The following is a 15,754-nucleotide window of genomic DNA, read 5'->3' as shown; positions in this document are numbered from 1 at the left end:
CGCCCCGCGCATCACCGATCGAGCTTTGCGACGGCCTCGTCAATCAGCGGTACGAACCGCTCCAAGGTCCAGGGCACAGTCAGAGCATTGATCATCGATGAACCGGTCACGAATGGCTGGTCCGTGGGAGCGACAACTGTCCCGCGCGCGACTGCTGGGATCTGCTGGTACAGCGGCTGCCCTTCAATCTCTGCTCGGTTCGCCTCATCGGAGTAGAACGTGAACACGAGATCGGACCCTGAAAGTTTGTCCGCGTTCTCCAGGCCGAATGACGCCGAGTCGGTGCCTTCGACCTCGAACTCTCGCAATTCATCGATCACCGGATCGACCGTGAGCCCGAGCGCTCGGACCATGGCCACCCGCTGTTCGTCCTCGAAGAACACGCCAAGGGTGCCTGGGCCGTCGTTGTAGATGTAGGAGAAGGTGATTCCCTCGTACTCCTTGCGTGCGGCTGACCCGAGCTGCGTGTTGATCTCGTCGATCAGATCCCGCGCGGCTTCGGTCTTGCCCATTGCTTGTCCGATGACCTCGATCTGCTCCTCCCAGGTGATCACCCAGGGCTCCTCCTTGTAGGCGACCGTCGGAGCAATGTCCGTGAGGATGTCGAACTGTTCCTGGGTGACGCCAGACCATGGCGCGAGGATCAGATCGGGCTCGAGTCCGACGATCGTCTCGATGTCGAGCTCCGTCGTTCCGGTGAACTGCACGGGCAGTTCAGCTTTCTGCTCGGTGACTGCTTCGTGGATCCACGGCAGATATCCGCTTTCGTCGCTGCCCCACTTGTACTCCTCGATGCCCACGGGAATTGTTCCCAGTGCGATCGCGGTTTCCGCCGATCCCTGGCCGAGGGACACGATCCGTTCTGGCTTCTCGGTGATTACAGCTTCGCCCAGAGCATGCTCGATCGTGACGGTCTCCCAATCGTCATTGGTGCTGCCGCCTTCATCTGCGGACGATTTGGCGGTGGAACTCGTGCAGCCGGTCAGGGCCATCGCAGCGATCAGCACCGCGGTGACTGACAGGGAACGTCGTTGTGTCTTCATACAGATGTGTCCTCTCGTGGCAAGGGAAGCCCCGAGGAGTTAGGCTAGCCTCGACTTAGTGAAAGTTCAAATCTTTTGAAAGATGAGGCCCGATGGTACCGCCGACCGAGTCGATTGCTGGACCTCGAACCGAGGAGGTGGCGACAATTCGTCCGCAGGACAGGGCCCCAAGTCGTCCGTTGATTTCTCGAGTGCAGTCAGGGGATGTCGATACATGACAGGCGACCCGTCGATGGGTCGGCGCTTTCGCTCGAGCGCTTGCCTTCTACCGATGCCTCGGGGTCCGCGCCGACCAGGACGTCCGAAAGTCTGTCGTGCGAGGATCCTTTTCACCGAACCATGACACCCAAGCCGACGTGGTGCGGTTCGATCCATCGCACTGTCGGGATTGTTCACTGCCGACAATGTCGGAGGGGTCGACACATGCAGTCGACCCCTCCGGCTGGCCGCTTGGGGGATACAGCCAGCAGGTCCGGCGTCAGTCGTTGCACGTCTCTCCACGCCACCACGATCGCTGGACCCGGGACTATTCACCCGCACCGGCGGGAATTCGTCAATCTCGGTCGCGTGGAATCACCCAGCCGCCGATCGCGATGGGTGCGCTTCGGTGGACATCGCACGCCGAGATTTCCCCGCGCCTGAGCGAATCTGCAGATCCGTCGCCGCATGCGCGGCGCTCACCAGCCCGACGTGACGGGATCAAGCACGTGGAACCGCTGGTCGCGCACTTCGAAGGGGGTGGACGTGCAGAGATACTGAGCCCGCGGCCGAACGTGCTCCGCTACACCAACCCGGGAGGATGCAGTCATGTCACAGCAGTCAGACAGCAGCGCGCGAAATGGCCGACGCAGCGGCAAGAAGCGCGCAGCCATCGCAACGGGATCGCTGCTCGGTGTGGCGATCCTCGCCAGCACGGCAGCGTTCACCGACTACGGCATTCTCGGCCTGGGCGGATCTGGGGGATTCGGCGGGCGCGCGAACGCGTACAACCTCCAGGTGTCCGCCGGGCAGGAGAACACGACGGCGTCTGTGGCCGCGTGGGTGGAGGCGAACCCGACAGCGGTGGACGTGGCCCCCATCGCGGGTGCGGATCGCCTCGTCCCGGGCGGAGCGCCAGTCATCGTCAAACTGCCTTTCCGGAACGAGTCCACCAGCTTGAAGTCGACGACATCGGTGACGTTCGTCGATGTGAACGCGAACCCCTCGAGCGCTGACGCAGCGTACGCGGGGCTGCTCAGGTTCGACATCGCTGAGGTCGAGGACGCTTCCACGATTCCAACGACCTGGTTGGTATCGGGGCTCCGGCTGGCAGCTGGACAGGCGACGGTGTCGAGTGCCTTGAGCACGCTGAGCCCCGGCACTGGCAGAGTCCTCGTCGTGCGCGCCTACCTCGTCAACGGTGCGACGCAAGAGGCCACCAACGCCGCGAACGGCGGGTCGGTGCAGATCCACGCGCGTTTCGACGGGCAGTCGATCGACTGACCTGGTCAGGCCGTCTTCACGCGCGGGGTGAAGGAACCTCGGTCCCGATGACATCTGTGCTGGAGGCAGATGGTGATCCTGAAGCGGCGGACGGGGACGGCGCGTTCGTGGGAGATCAGCTCGCGATCAAGAGCCGCCTCCGGAAGACCAAGACTCTTCGAAGGACAGAAGTTGTGACCACGAACCGATCGGCTTCGAGCTGTCGACGGGTTGCCACAGGTGCGGTGGTAGCGGTGTTCCTGTGGGCGATCATCGCCGGGATCAGTACGACTTCTGCTGCGTTCACCGAGGAGAAGAGGGCGCATGCTCGCGTCAGCGGCCGAGTCGACGTGTCCCAGTCAGCTGACGGGCTGTCTCAGTACTCGGATCCGCGGGCGCCGCAACAGATTCGCATCGCACCGGAAGCGAGACCGATCCGAGCGCTTCCGGAAGGCGGAGCGGGTGAACCGCGCACTGAGACTGCCTCCTTCGCGGTCGAGATCTACCTGAGTCCCGATTCCGCTGAATCGGACGTGTACGTCTCTGTGTACGACCAGGAACTCTCCGATGCCTCTGCAATCAGCGACGCTCTGGTGTTCGGCGTCTACGACAGTTCAGTGTCGCTCCTAAGAGATGGGACTCCACTGCCAGCGCCGGAACTCCTGAACCTGAACAACGGCCGAGGAGCCGCGCTGCCGGTCTCCCTCAAACCGGGAACCTCAACGTCGATCAGGTTGAAAATCTGGCTACGCGCCGATGCGCCTCGCTCGGCATTCAATCAGCCAGCGAACATCGGCATCCGTTTGCTCGCGGAGACCCGTGTCGGTGAATCGTTCGTCCTCGAGGAAAGTCTGGAGTGATGGAGAACGCTTCAACTCCGATCGAGCGAACGATGTCGAAGAACGAGAACAGCGATGAAAGACAGGTGAGGGGATTGACCGCGCTACTCAGCTTTACCTTCTTTTTGCTGGCAGTGATGACCTGGCTACTGCTCCTGGCGGACGTCTCGACCGAGCCGTCGGAGCTCCCTGGCGAGCCACTGCGAGACTCGGTGACCATCGACACTCCGACAATGGGCCATCTCGCTTCCTCGCCGGGATCGGCGACAGCCACCGGAGAGCTGACGTTGTCCTGCTTCGGCGCGATGAATGCCCAGGCCAGAACGACGCCCGATGAGTCTATGGACCACGATGATGCCTGAAGTTCGTGAGCTCCAGACCTTGGTCGTCCCGTCCCGGTCTCCGAGTCGGTTTCGTGTGGCGGTCATTCTTTCCATGCTGCTCGTCGTCTCGAGCTGCATCGCTGTCGTGAACGCTCGTGCAGCTTTCTCTGACCGCGCCGTCATTGACATGCACACCATCAGTAGCGGCACGTTCTCCCTTGGACTCGTCACGCCATCTGGCTTCGCCACCCAAGTGGGAGCGAAGAGGGCGACGTTGTCCTACGCCAACGAAGACCGGTTCGTTCCGGGAGCGACCGCTCGAATCGACATCCGAGTCTTCAACAACAGCCCCACGATCGCTGCGAACATACGTCTCTCGATCGTGGCGGACGGTGCTCTAGCCGACACCGTGCGGTTCTCGGCATCATCGGCATCGGGAGGGGAGACCGTTGGTGTGTTCGGATCACCTGACGAGCCCGAGGTGAACGGACTCGCGGCTGCGGTGATTCCTCGCTCCCAGAGTATCTCGCTATCGCCAAGAATCTCTGAGCCCATCGCCGAAGGTGCCGTGTGGAGCGGGCCGGCCACGTCACAGGTGGTCCTGAGCGTGTATGTCCACCTCCCGAACACTGATGAATTGCGCGCTGTGGCGCACGGGTCCCTGAGTCTCACGATCACGATCAGCGGGAGCTCTCTATGACCGTCGAATTTGGCGTCCGGCGCCGGGCCGCGTTGATCGGCCTGGCCGCAATGATGACGGTGATGACCGGTCTGGTCGGTGTCTCCAGCACATCTGCTGGATTTGTGGACGTGACGTACGCGGCCGCGCGCCTCCGGACCGAGTCACCACCTGCGCTGCCGGTTTCGTATGATCAGTCGTTCGGGTCGAGCCTGTTCCTCTCCCGTTTCGGCGAGCTCTTCGTCGCTGGCTATCGGGGTACCGGTGACGGGGCCGGAGGACTGACGACGAGTGCTTCTGCACCTCCGACCAGAGTTGTGTTTCCTGAGGGAGTCGTCATTGTCGATGCTGCAGGGAGTACCGACGACTTCACCTCGGCCCAGGCTCTGACCACCTCGTTTGCGGCTCTCGATTCCGCCGGGCGGGTGTGGACCTGGGGTGCGGTTTTACCTGGAGGTGACGTTGGACGTTCGCTGATCGGGCGTGGACCACTCAGCGCCCAGGCCGCAGCCACCCCTGGACAGGTGAGTTCCACATCCGACCCTGCCGTTCCCCTGCCGAAAATCGTCGATATCGCTCGTTCTGAGAACCAGTTCTTTGCGCTGGATGGTTCCGGGAAGCTGTGGGTGTGGGGTTACGGAGGGCAAAACCTACCTCTTCCAGACGGTTCCGTTGCGAGTAGGACGGCGCCGACGATGTCCAATACGACCGGTGCGCTGCCGGGGCGTGGATCATGCAAGGCGGGAATGCCGAATCACGCGGGCGAGGTCGTTTGGCACTCCCTGTGGGGAGGCACCAACTCCAGTGGTGCCGTCGCGACAAATGGTCTGGTGTACACCTGGGGCTATGACAACTCCGACGGGGTGTCGGCACTGATACTCGACACGGGCTGTCCGACCTTAAACCAAGGTGCCAACGAAGCGCTCTTCGCCGCGTATCCGCACCTCTACCGAGCGGCCGACGGGTCGACCTTCTCACCTGATGCGCTGAGAACGAGAGAGGCCAGGAACGTCCGGTATCGTGCCATCGTCGCGAACATGGTCAGCAGAACGCTCCCAGAATGTGATGGAACGAAGGCGTCTGGTCAGGTTGATTCCGGGCCATGCCCGGTCCGTCAACTTGGCTTCAGCGCGCGCGCGCCGCGTCTGCTGCTGCAGAACGGGACGATGCTCACGTGGCAGGTGTCGGCCGAGTACTTCGGCAAGACCTTCTTGGGCCGCACGTCCAGTCTCACGCCGCTCAGCAGCAACTACGTGTTCTCTCCCGCACCGGTGACGATCGACGGCAGCACGGACTCAGTCGACCGGTTCACAGCCGGCATCAGTTCGGTTCTCGTGCTCACGAAGACCGGTCGCGCGTTCGGCTGGGGCGATAACAACCTGTGCCAGGCGGTTGGTGGCGGGTGGGACGACGTGAGCAGGCGAGCCATACCGCTCGTCTGCTCCACTGATGCCCCTTCGCGGGTCGTCACACTTCCTGCTCCTGTCCAGGGGCTGCCAGCGGCACCTCTCCAAGCCATCGCAGCGACACAGTGCGCTGCCTGGGTGACGACGACGTCCGGTGAGGTGTACGCCTGGGGGGCCGGAACGGCCGCCGGATGGAACTTCACGCGATGCATGCCGCGGACCGCTGCCGTAGCCGGATACCGCGTATACGACTACGCAGCGTCCAGCGCACAGAGCCCGTTCGGTACACCGATCCCGGTGGTCTCGACGGGCACCACGAGAGTCCGAGCGGAATAGATGTCACGACAACATGCATCCGGCCATGGTCAGGGTAAAGGCGGCATCGTGTGGCCGATCCTGGCAGTGCTCCGTTCCGCGACGCTGTGGGTCGCCGCTGGGATAGGAGCTCTCTCCATCATCCTGTTCTTGCTCGGCATCGCGCTCGGCCTGCGGTCACACGTGGTCATCTCGGGATCGATGGAGCCTTCGCTGTCGACGGGATCTCTCATCGTGACACGCACCGTGCCGGCCTCGGATGTCGGGATCGGTGAGATCGTGACGGTGAATCGAACCGACGGCCGTGGCCTGGTGACGCATCGGGTCGTGACGATCGAGCGCGACGGTCATCAATGGATGTTCACGTTGCAGGGAGACGCAAACGATGTCGAGGACCCGGAGCCGTATCGCGTGTCAACGGCGGGAGAGCTCGTCGCGGCCGTCCCGCATCTCGGGTACGTCGTCGCGTCGCTTCGCGAACCGCTCGGCATAGGAGGGCTTGCCGTGGTGGCTGTGGCGGTCCTCTGTGTCTATCTCTGGCCGATCGACCGACGTCGGAGCAGTCGGACAGCTTCTCCAGAAAGCTGATGCGGGCCGAGCGTGCCGCCGTGGAATCGTCGGCGATTACCGAGGCAGCCTGCTGTCGTAATCGCCGCGAGTCTTGCGTCGGCCCCGTTCGTCGCGATTCACGGCCACCGCGGTGACGAAGACGACGACGAGGACGCCGATCAAGATGCACAGCAGGATGACGTACACGTAAAACACCTCTTCTGGATTCGGACGACCATCGGCCATCCCGAAGGCGCGAACCCGCTTGCCGCGGACCGATGAGACTCTCATCCGATCGGGCGCCTCGGACGATGTCAAGACGCCGCCGCGTGGTACCACTCGGTCACCGGGCAGGGTGCTCCTCTTTGCGACAGCATCGTACGAGAGCAGACCCGCAAGGTCGGCGCCGCGCGCTCGAAGTCACACTCCGAGCCGTCCCATGGAAAGGAGTTGCTCATGGCTCAGCACGGTGTTGGAGTGCGCTACCGCGCTTCCGTGCGAACGCGCATAGCGACCGGAGTAGCGGTGGTAGGTTGCCTGATCATGACCTGGGCGGTGTTGTTCCCGGCCGTTCCAGCGCAAGCGACGTCGAGTACACTCGAACTTCCTGACGACACATCCGCCATTTGGATCGATCTCGAACAAGCAGGCCTCCGCGCAGAGGACGTGGAGATGTCCTATCACTTGGATTCCGGTCGCTGGGAGGCGCTGGTTCCGGTGAAAACGACCTTCGGGCTCCATGCCGAAGTCGATCTCGGAGAAGCAGCAGATCCTCATGAGGTGGCTGTTCGAGTGCTCGCTCGGCTTCAACCTTCTCGGAACCTCAATCCCGACCTCGCGGTGACCGCGGTGTCCTCGACAGGTGGCATTCTTGCCGAGACGCGCGAGCGGATCACGCCAGCCCGAACAGGTGCGCCTGACGACGAGTTCGTGCCGGACGTGCCCGACGACACCAGCATGCCGGCTGCTGGGTCCGATGAAGCTGCCGATCGCGGGCGGCCGTCGGGGTGGCTGGAGAGCACCGGACTCGCCCTCTTACCTGCCGCGATTGCTGCGACGGGTTTCCTTTGCGTCGGAATCCTTCTTCGTCGATTGCGTCGCACCGTCAGTTCGGATCGAGCGTCATCATGACGGCGACGCAGGGCTTCTCACCGAGGCGGGTCATCGGACTTCTTGTTGCGATCGGGGTGCTCACTGCAGGCACGATCGCCGGCCTGCCAGCGCGTGCGTTCGCTGCGACAACGGACCCGAATGCCCCGTCTGCGGCACCCACAGTCGCTGTGGGGGAGAGGCTCCCGTTCTCGGAACCTCGGGGTGTCGTGCCGGTCGTCGAATCCGAGATCGGGCGCGGAGAGCGGCTCGGCACCGATCCGGCGTCGATGATCGACGTGTCAGCAATGCTCGGGGCCGGAGATCCGACCGTCACGCCGAACGCAATCCTCGTTCGCATCGCCGTCTTGACCGCCGAATCCGAACTCAGCGTCCGCTCGGGAGGCGGATCGCAAGAGCCCGGGTATCCGGTCCTCGCCGTCGCGAGAGGCCAGTCCGCGTCCACGAGCGTGCTTCTACCCGTGGTGTCGGGTCGGATCAACCTCTGGTCGACGCATCCTGCAGACACCAGGATCGAAGTACTCGCCGTCTTCGGAGACAACCGGCTTCCGTCTCCTGGGGAAACGATCGCTTTGCCTGAGCCGGTGACTCGCGCGGACACGAGCCGAGGAATCGCAGCAACCGAGATATCGGCTGAACCCGTGACTGTCGGCCTCGTTGGCGTGGGAGGGGTTCCGTCTGATGGCGTCCGAGGCGTGTACGTGACAGCGACGTCCACCGTTGACGCAGCCACGACGCTCCGGCTCGATGGGCAATCGATCGTGCTCGGTGCCGGGACCACATCGGTGACCACGCTGCTCACACCGGACGAGACGGGAGCGACATCTGCGAGACTGACCGAGGGGAGCGGCTCATTCCGACTGGACGTCCGAGGTTGGGTTGCCGGCGCAGGCGAGGACTTCGCGCGCGCGAACGTCTCTGGCGGGTTGTCGCCCACGGCTTCGTCCGAATCCAAGAGTGAGGTCATCGACCTGGGCGATGCTCCCGGGCGGCAGCAGCAAGTGCAGCTCGGCTCGCCTCGAGACGCCACCCATGTTGTCGCTCTTGTGTCCGCAGGACCGGCCGGCGAGACGACGCTGCTCGACCTCGGGCCGCCGAGCAGCGGGCGGGCGCGAGGGATCATCGTGGACGAGAAGGCGGGAGCCCAGCCGCAGCTGGTCGTGACGCCGCTGCAAGGACGGGGCGTGAGCACGCTTTCGCTTGGGCGGGGGCAGACCGCTGCGTCGGTGCTCACGGTTGGCGAGGTCCTCGGACCTCAGGCGCCGGTGCGCCAGGGGGCACGGCCCGCGATCACCATCGGATCACACCAACCCGGCCAATCGGTCGATCTCGGCGTCAACGGGACCGTCGAACTGTCCGGCACCGTCGACATCTCCGAGGCGAGCCTCGACCGCGTTGAGGTATCCGGTCCGGCTGGTCTGATCGGCAATGCCGAAGTTCTGCACGACTCGACGGGCGCGCTCACCTGGGCCTATCGGGTCTCAGCCCCAGAGGACGGACTGCATCGATACACGGCGACCGCGGTGGACCGGGCAGGACACACGAGCACCGCTGAGATCAGTCTCGAGGTAGACGCAGTCGACGAGACGGACACCGTGGTCGCGCCGGACGTGGTGATAGCGCGGACGGACCTCGGCGGACCGGTGGCGGCACCGCTGGGGCCCCCGAGCGCGTCACCGTCGATTGCCGGATCCGACGGTGTTGTTGACCAGGCGCCGGCTGTAGCGGACGTCGTGTCGAGTCGAGTGACCTTCACCAGCGATCCGGGTCTGAGTCCCGGAGATGTCCTCGTGTCTGAGGCCACCGAGCAAGCGCCTGACGGTGTGTTCGTTATCGTGCAAGCGGCGGACCGGATCTACGACGAATGGGTTGTGACGACAGTTCCCGCACGGGTCGAGGACGTGTTCTACCAGGCCGACGTGGAGCGGCTGGTCAGCCTGACCGACCCGGCTGGAATTCTCGTCGACGACGATCCCGAGACTGCACCCGAAGAGACGGAGTTCCAGCACGAGATCGACGAGGGAGGAATCAGCTCGTCGATACTCTCCGGCGAGGCCGTGGACCTCGACGACCTGTCAGAACCGAGCGATGCCGAGCCGCAATCCTCGGTGGATGGTCGTGGCGCCCTTCAGGGAGCGCACCGAGACGCGGGAAAGTCGTATTCGGTCGACGGCGTTCCACCCCCAGGCGCTGTCGCCATGACGGACGGCTCGGGTAAGGACGATGAACCGGGGGACTTCGGCATCTCGCTGTCATCTCGCCTCCATGTCAAAGCCGTGTACGACACCGAGACGAAATCCCCGAGGCTTTCGGATCTCTCGAAAGCCGCTGGAGACCCGAAAGCGCTCCTCCAGAGCCAATTCCGCGAGATGACGCGCACTCAGGAGACGGGGCTCGTGCTGTCGGCAGCAGCACAGGTCGGTTTCGAACTCACGTTTGTACTGCGTACCCACTTCACCTTCGCTTGGTTCTCCACATCGGTGGTGGTCGACGAGCTCACGGTCAAGGTCAGGACCAAGATCAAGGCCGAAGCGAGCGTGATGGTGTTCATCGCTTCGTCACTCGAGCACGCCATCCGCAACAAGGTCGCCGGATTCAAGCTCCCGGCGTTCACCGTTCCCGTCGGACCGGTGCCGGTCGTCATTCTGAACTCCGTGGACGTCGCGTTCAAAGTGTCTATGCGGTGGCAAGCGGCTGTGTCGATCCCTTCGATCGGGATCACCCGTGAGGACGTAGCCGGCTTCACCTACTCGTCGGGAGCGGGAAGCCGCTCCCTGTCGAAGGCTCCCAAGATAACGAGCTCTCCGTTCAAGCCCGAGAAGCTCAGCGACGTCGAGTTCAAACTCTCCGGCGACTTCGCGATCGGTCCGGAGGTGTCGGTGACCTCGAAGATCTATGGCTTCGCCGGTCCCGAGTTCTCAGTGGCCGGGCAAGCATCGATCAGTGGCTCCATCAAGAATGTCGGCTCTGCAGTCCAGGTGGAGGTGTCGCTCGACCTCCTCCTTACTTTCGCCGGGCGGCTGAAGGTCTCGATCGCTCGCTGGACGCTCGCAGACCTCGACCTCCTCACACTCACCGGCAAGTACACCCTGTTCACGCGCACCTGGGAACTGGCTGATCTGGACCCGAAGGAGGAGCCACCGGGTACGCCGGCCAAGCGTGCACCCTGGTAGACGCGAAGCCTCTGCGGAGCGAACTGTTTCAAGCGCGCAGGTAATTCCACGCGCCATCCTGAGGAAAGTACTGAGGTTCGATTACAGTTCGGTGTGGAGCGGCACCGCTTCGGTGCGTGCGCGCAGCCTGTAGCCGGTTTCCTTCGAGTATGGAGTGCCCTTGGTTTCCGCCTTGAGAGTCGCAATCGTCGAGGACCAAGAGCTGTATCTCGCGATGCTGGCAGCCGTTGTGAACGCACATCCGACGACTACGGTGGTCGCGGCGGCAAGCGGCGCTGCGGAAGCGCGCCGGAAGATTCTTCCAGGCACAGCCGATGTCGTCATCATGGACGTCGAGCTCGCGGACGGAAACGGTGTGGCGCTGGGTGTCTCGTTGCGTCGCCGCGACCCCGAGCTCGGGATACTGCTGCTTTCCAGCCACGATGTCATGGATCTCGTCCTGAGCTTGCCCGAGGACATCTCCGCGGGGTGGAGTTACCTGTCGAAGCTGTCGTCGATGAACGCGGAGACGCTGATCCGGGTGCTTTGGGGCACTGCTCAAGGAAACACGATCCTTGATCCAGCATTGGTCGACAAGTCGACTGCGAGGCTTGGCTCCGGTCTGGCGGGTTTGACGGCGCGTCAGTTCGAGGTGTTGAAGCTCGTCAGCCAGGGGTACTCGAATCAGGCGACCGCGGATCGCTTGGCTCTCTCGGTGCGATCCGTGGAAGGTCACTTGAAGGGGATCTACGACGTGCTCAAGATCTCCAATGACGGCAATGTGAACCCACGTGTATCGGCCACGATCGCATTCCTGCGTGAAACGTCGAGGACGATCTGATGCCCAGCCGCCTCCTGGGGTTCAAGCCCCTGCCGAACCCACTGGTCTCACGCGACGAATACGTCCCTGATGATGGTCGACGGTTTGTCGTGGGGCAGGCGATCGCTCTCACCTGGCTCGGACTGCTGCGCGTCGCATTCACGTGGGCGCCGCACCTCGATCTCGGCGCACAACGGACGATCGTCACTGACTTTCTGATGGATCTCGTCTGCATGTTCGTCGTCGCGGCTGCCTATCGGTGGCGGAATCCGGTCTTCCGAGGGCGCGTCGAACGCGCGCGGATCATCGGAGAAGTGATCTTGCTCGTGAGCGCGGTTCGTGTCGTCATGCAGTTCTTCGGAGAGCCTCCGAACCCGGCCTCGTCGTTCCTCCGGCAGCTCTTCGTCGCGCTCCTCCTGATGATGCTCGCAGCGGTCGGGCTGCTGAGCGTCGATGTCGGCGTTCGCACCCGTATCAGGGAACGTTCAGAGCTCGAAGCACGATTTCGGGCGGCTGAAGCTTTGGAGGCAGGAGTTCGCAAGGAAGAAGAGGTTCGCGCAGAGATTCGCCGACGCCTGCACGGCTCTCTCCAGCAGTCCATCCTCTTCATCGAGTGGAAAGTGGCGCAGCTGCGTCGCGTGGCCGTGGCCGGCGAATCCGCGCCGTCCCTTGTCGAGGGGCTGTCTGCCGTCGCCCGTGACCTGGAACTCTTGCGTGAACGGGACGTCCGGGCAGTCGCTGAGTACTCCAGGCCCGCAGGGCTCGACCTCGGGGCTCCGAGTGCGATACGCCTAATGCTCGACCGGCTGCCGTCACACGTGAGCTTCACCGTTGCGATCGAGCCGAAGCTCGAAGAGATCGAGCGGCTCGAGCAACCGCAGCTCGATAGTGGCATCAGGACTCTCGTCGTCGACATCGTGCAGGAAGGACTGACGAACGCACTGAAGCACGGTGCTGCACGCCACGTCGACCTCACGGTGGGACTCGACGGGGATCCTCCTTCCGCGATCTCGATCGTCTTCGACGACGCCGGCACCGGTATGCCGAGCATGCCGGGCCCTGACCGTGGCCTGCAGGCGCTCCGAAATCGGATCCGCGCTCATGGGGGTGAGATCGACCTCGGTGAAGCCCCGGCTGGAGGCGCGCGGTTGTGGGCACGCATTCCGCTGACCTCCACACAGCTTCTGTCCGAGCCGCCACCCGGTTAGCCGGTGCTTGGTGACGCGGTCAGGAGGGAAACCTTGCTCGGAACACCGTGCTAGACGAGACTCAAGAGGTTGCCGCGGAGAGGACACGGTCGACCCGTGCCCTCTCCGCCGGCGCGTGCGTCACCGGCTTCGAGATCGTCTCAGCCCCGAGGGACGATCCAGGCCCTTGGCGCACAGGCCACGGGTGGCCGATGAGTCTACGCCGAGCGGGCTGATGCGGCTCCGAATGCACCGCACCAGCAACTCGATCCACCGAGCCGCGGTTGTCCCGCGCCGCCGTGAATCGATTCTGGACCCCGACCAATCCGTTCGAAACCCTCCCGAGAGGTTCCACGCATTTCGGAAACCAGTCTCCGACACGCAGAGACGTCGATCGCGATGATGGTCCTCCGTGCGACGGCACCCAGCAACGGTGCAGATCGGGAGCAGACCAGGCAGTACTACGCGAAGGTGCTCTGGCCGTTTGACGCGAGAACCGGAGCGAAACGACTCGGACGGAGCGCGAGCAAAGGCTCGTGCTCCGTCCGAGCTGTGATCGGAACGGGGTTACTTTCGGTCGGCCCTTCGCTTCGACCTGACCATGAGGACGAAGAGCGCACCAAGAACGATCGCGATCGCGCTCCCGGGCACGAGAGCCGTGCTCAACGCTCCGTCGAAGCCGGTCGCGGCGAGGCCATCCGCTCCACGAGGCGCAGGCTTCGGCGCGGCCGCCACTCCAGGACCGCTGCCGCCCGACGGTGTGCCGGAGGCGGACGAGGTCGGCTCGAGAACCGTCAGTTCGATTGCGGCGAACGTTGCTGGTGCGACAGCGACAAGTGCATGAGCGCGAGCAGGGGCGCTCGCAGGGATGACGATGCTCCCACTCTGGGAACCGTCAGGACCGATGACGACCCTACCGATGACGTTGGTGCCGTCGGTGCCCCAGACAAGCTGAGCCTCGTCGCCGGCGGTGAAGCCCGAAAGCTCGAACTGCACGGTGTCGCCGGGGCGCGCCGACGTCTTCGTCACCGACAGTGAGGCACCCTTAGAGCTGGACGGTTCGAATGTCGTCGGTGCGGTGTCCGTCCCGGAGCGAGTGGTCACGCCTGCAGCTGTCACGGCGTACACGCCAGGCAGATCCTCGGTCGGATGTCCCGGAGTGGGGTCACACTCGTCTCCGAACGCATCGCCGTCCTCATTGCTCTGACTGTAGTTCTCGACGTCAGGGCAGTTGTCCGACACCTTCGGCGTGCTGTCGCCGTCCTCGGAGATGAGGACCTGCGTCGAGGCCGTCGAGGACTTCCCGTTGGCTTGTGTCGCCCGCACCGAAACCGCTCCTTCGTAGAGCGAGTCGAATCGGAACTCAGCCACCGGTTCTGCGGTGGTGCGATCGACGATGCCATCGCCGTCGATGTCCCACTCGTAGGAAGCGATGACGTCATCTCCCGCAACACTCCCGCGGGCGTCCAACCGGATGGTGGTCCCCATCGCCTGGACGTGGGGGCCGAGCAACCAAGCTGATGGGCTCCCGTCCTCGGCGACAGCACTCGGCGCAGAGCCAAGACTTGCCAGTTGCGTTGCGAAACTGCGAGCGATCCCCGACGAAGCGCGGAGAGCAGGAGCCCCGGCGTTACTCGCCTGGATCGCTCGGGCTCGAGGCGTCAGGCCGATCTGGGTCTGAATGACGCTCGCCACTTGGGCGTGACCGACGATCCCGGGGTGGTACCAGTTCATCTTGTCGCTGCTGGCGCTGTAGTCCGTTCGGCCGCTGGGATGCACGACCCGTGTCTCCTTCGCGAGCAAGCCGTTGATCCACTGGTAGTTGTTTCGCAGCATCGTGTCGGGCTCCGGCTCGTGCCCCTCGAATGCGCGAGCGACCCCGGAAGCGTAGATGACCGGGTTCGACGGGTTGGTCCGGTTCCATGCGTCGACGACCCGCTGCTGCATGTCTGCGGCGGCCGATCCCAGTTGGCGGATTCCCTTCGAGGCGTCATACGAGTAGCCCCCCCAGCAGAGCACGACGTAGTCGCAGAGATTGTGCGGAGCGGCGGTGCTCAATTGCGGGTATCCGACCAGCATGATCTCCGCATTCGGCTTCATCCGCTCCGAGAGCCGCTGCAGGATCACGGTGAGCTGCTCTTCGACGGCGGGTATTGCAGAGCGTGCGGAGTCCACCTTTGCGCGGCAATCCCCAGCAGACCGGTAGCCGAGGGCGAAGCAGTACTTGATGATGTCTTGGAACCCGACGTCGTTGCCCCCGATCGTGAACATGACGAGATCGGCTTCGCTGTCGACGCGCGGGATCTGTTTGTCGAGCATGTCCGAGGTCTCCGCCCCACTGTGCGCATAGCTCGAGTAGCGCGCGTTGATCTGTGGCTGAGTGTTGAGCCAGTCCGTGTAGACCTCGGCGTAGTTGTTGTGACTCAACCGCGCCTCCGGATCACCCCAGTAGCGGCCGGCTCCATTCCCTGACGAGTAGGAATCCCCGAGCTGGACCACGTTGTATGGCAGATCGGGTGTGACGGGTTCTGCGGCGTTCGACACGGTGCCTGTGCCGAGCACGACTGCACCTGTCGTCATGACGAGAAGAGCGCTCCTCGCAACATCTTTGAGGGACAACAACTATTCCTTTCGCTGGATGCCTACCTTGGTGCGGCTCAGCGAACCCCCGCGGCGTGCATGGACTCGAACGAATCCTGTCGCCATGCTGGTTGTCGCGTCCTCGCGTGGGAATCGACGGACACGTGTTACCACCTAGTCGGACGACGGTCGCATGAGCGGTCCTTCGTCCTCGCGGGCGACATCTGAATCTGGAGCAAGTGATTCCTCGCGTCCGACGCTGGAGGTGTGGGGTTTGTCCTGGTCGACGA

The 15,754-nt window shown here is 63.7% G+C and carries 13 protein-coding genes; 10 read left to right on the top strand and 3 right to left on the bottom strand.

The genetic code is table 11. The features are described 5' to 3' along the window. Window positions 1–11 precede the first annotated feature (11 nt). A complete protein-coding gene (locus BWO91_RS14680) occupies window positions 12–1,043 on the bottom strand; it encodes an iron-siderophore ABC transporter substrate-binding protein (protein WP_079003092.1) in 1,032 nt (343 codons plus the stop codon). Window positions 1,044–1,850: 807 nt separating this feature from the next. On the opposite strand from BWO91_RS14680, the gene BWO91_RS14675 reads away from it, so the two are divergent. The 6 genes from BWO91_RS14675 (at window position 1,851) to BWO91_RS14650 (ending at window position 6,654) form a co-directional block, all read left to right on the top strand. After that, window positions 1,851–2,525 carry a hypothetical protein gene (locus BWO91_RS14675; RefSeq protein ID WP_079003091.1) on the top strand — a complete coding sequence of 225 codons (675 nt, stop codon included), beginning with the start codon at window positions 1,851–1,853 and terminating at the stop codon, window positions 2,523–2,525. 47 nt (window positions 2,526–2,572) lie between these two features. Next, window positions 2,573–3,364: a hypothetical protein gene (locus BWO91_RS14670; RefSeq protein ID WP_153303500.1), complete on the top strand. Its 792-nt coding sequence runs from the start codon at window positions 2,573–2,575 to the stop codon at window positions 3,362–3,364. Window positions 3,365–3,396: 32 nt separating this feature from the next. Next, window positions 3,397–3,705 carry a hypothetical protein gene (locus BWO91_RS14665; RefSeq protein WP_153303499.1) on the top strand — a complete coding sequence of 103 codons (309 nt, stop codon included), beginning with the start codon at window positions 3,397–3,399 and terminating at the stop codon, window positions 3,703–3,705. A 73-nt stretch (window positions 3,706–3,778) separates the two neighbouring features. Beyond that, window positions 3,779–4,366, top strand: coding sequence for a hypothetical protein (locus BWO91_RS14660; protein WP_153303498.1), 588 nt, complete (start codon window positions 3,779–3,781; stop codon window positions 4,364–4,366). Beyond that, window positions 4,363–6,087 carry a hypothetical protein gene (locus tag BWO91_RS19755; RefSeq protein WP_153303497.1) on the top strand — a complete coding sequence of 575 codons (1,725 nt, stop codon included), beginning with the start codon at window positions 4,363–4,365 and terminating at the stop codon, window positions 6,085–6,087. Before BWO91_RS14660 ends, BWO91_RS19755 begins: the two co-directional genes overlap by 4 nt. Before the next feature lie 48 nt (window positions 6,088–6,135). After that, window positions 6,136–6,654, top strand: coding sequence for a signal peptidase I (locus BWO91_RS14650; RefSeq protein ID WP_167620505.1), 519 nt, complete (start codon window positions 6,136–6,138; stop codon window positions 6,652–6,654). Window positions 6,655–6,690: 36 nt separating this feature from the next. Here the strand turns inward: BWO91_RS14650 and BWO91_RS20430 are convergent, their stop codons facing one another. Further along, on the bottom strand, window positions 6,691–6,822 hold the full coding sequence (locus tag BWO91_RS20430) for a hypothetical protein (protein ID WP_276207373.1): 132 nt from the start codon (window positions 6,820–6,822) through the stop codon (window positions 6,691–6,693). A 249-nt stretch (window positions 6,823–7,071) separates the two neighbouring features. Between BWO91_RS20430 and BWO91_RS19750 the strand changes: the two genes are divergently transcribed. The 4 genes from BWO91_RS19750 to BWO91_RS14635 all read left to right on the top strand — a co-directional run bounded on the left by BWO91_RS19750 (window position 7,072) and on the right by BWO91_RS14635 (window position 12,905). Beyond that, window positions 7,072–7,746 (top strand): hypothetical protein, encoded by a 675-nt coding sequence (locus BWO91_RS19750; RefSeq protein ID WP_153303496.1) that lies wholly within the window; start codon window positions 7,072–7,074, stop codon window positions 7,744–7,746. Then, entirely contained in the window at window positions 7,743–10,898 is a 3,156-nt protein-coding gene (locus BWO91_RS14645) for a hypothetical protein (RefSeq protein ID WP_153303495.1), read from the top strand. Before BWO91_RS19750 ends, BWO91_RS14645 begins: the two co-directional genes overlap by 4 nt. 160 nt (window positions 10,899–11,058) lie before the next feature. After that, the gene (locus BWO91_RS14640) at window positions 11,059–11,718 is read left to right on the top strand and encodes a response regulator (protein ID WP_153303494.1); all 660 of its coding nucleotides are present in this window, start codon (window positions 11,059–11,061) and stop codon (window positions 11,716–11,718) included. Beyond that, entirely contained in the window at window positions 11,718–12,905 is a 1,188-nt protein-coding gene (locus BWO91_RS14635) for a sensor histidine kinase (RefSeq protein WP_153303493.1), read from the top strand. Before BWO91_RS14640 ends, BWO91_RS14635 begins: the two co-directional genes overlap by 1 nt. A 546-nt stretch (window positions 12,906–13,451) precedes the next feature. On the opposite strand, the gene BWO91_RS14630 is transcribed toward BWO91_RS14635, so the two are convergent. Beyond that, window positions 13,452–15,464, bottom strand: coding sequence for an SGNH/GDSL hydrolase family protein (locus tag BWO91_RS14630; protein WP_079003083.1), 2,013 nt, complete (start codon window positions 15,462–15,464; stop codon window positions 13,452–13,454). Between the last annotated feature and the right edge of the window lie 290 nt (window positions 15,465–15,754).

This window comes from Plantibacter flavus (assembly GCF_002024505.1).
GTDB lineage: Bacteria > Actinomycetota > Actinomycetes > Actinomycetales > Microbacteriaceae > Plantibacter > Plantibacter flavus_A.
The sequence above is the reverse complement of the archived record's forward strand: the minus strand, read 5'-3'. Positions and strand labels throughout refer to the sequence as shown.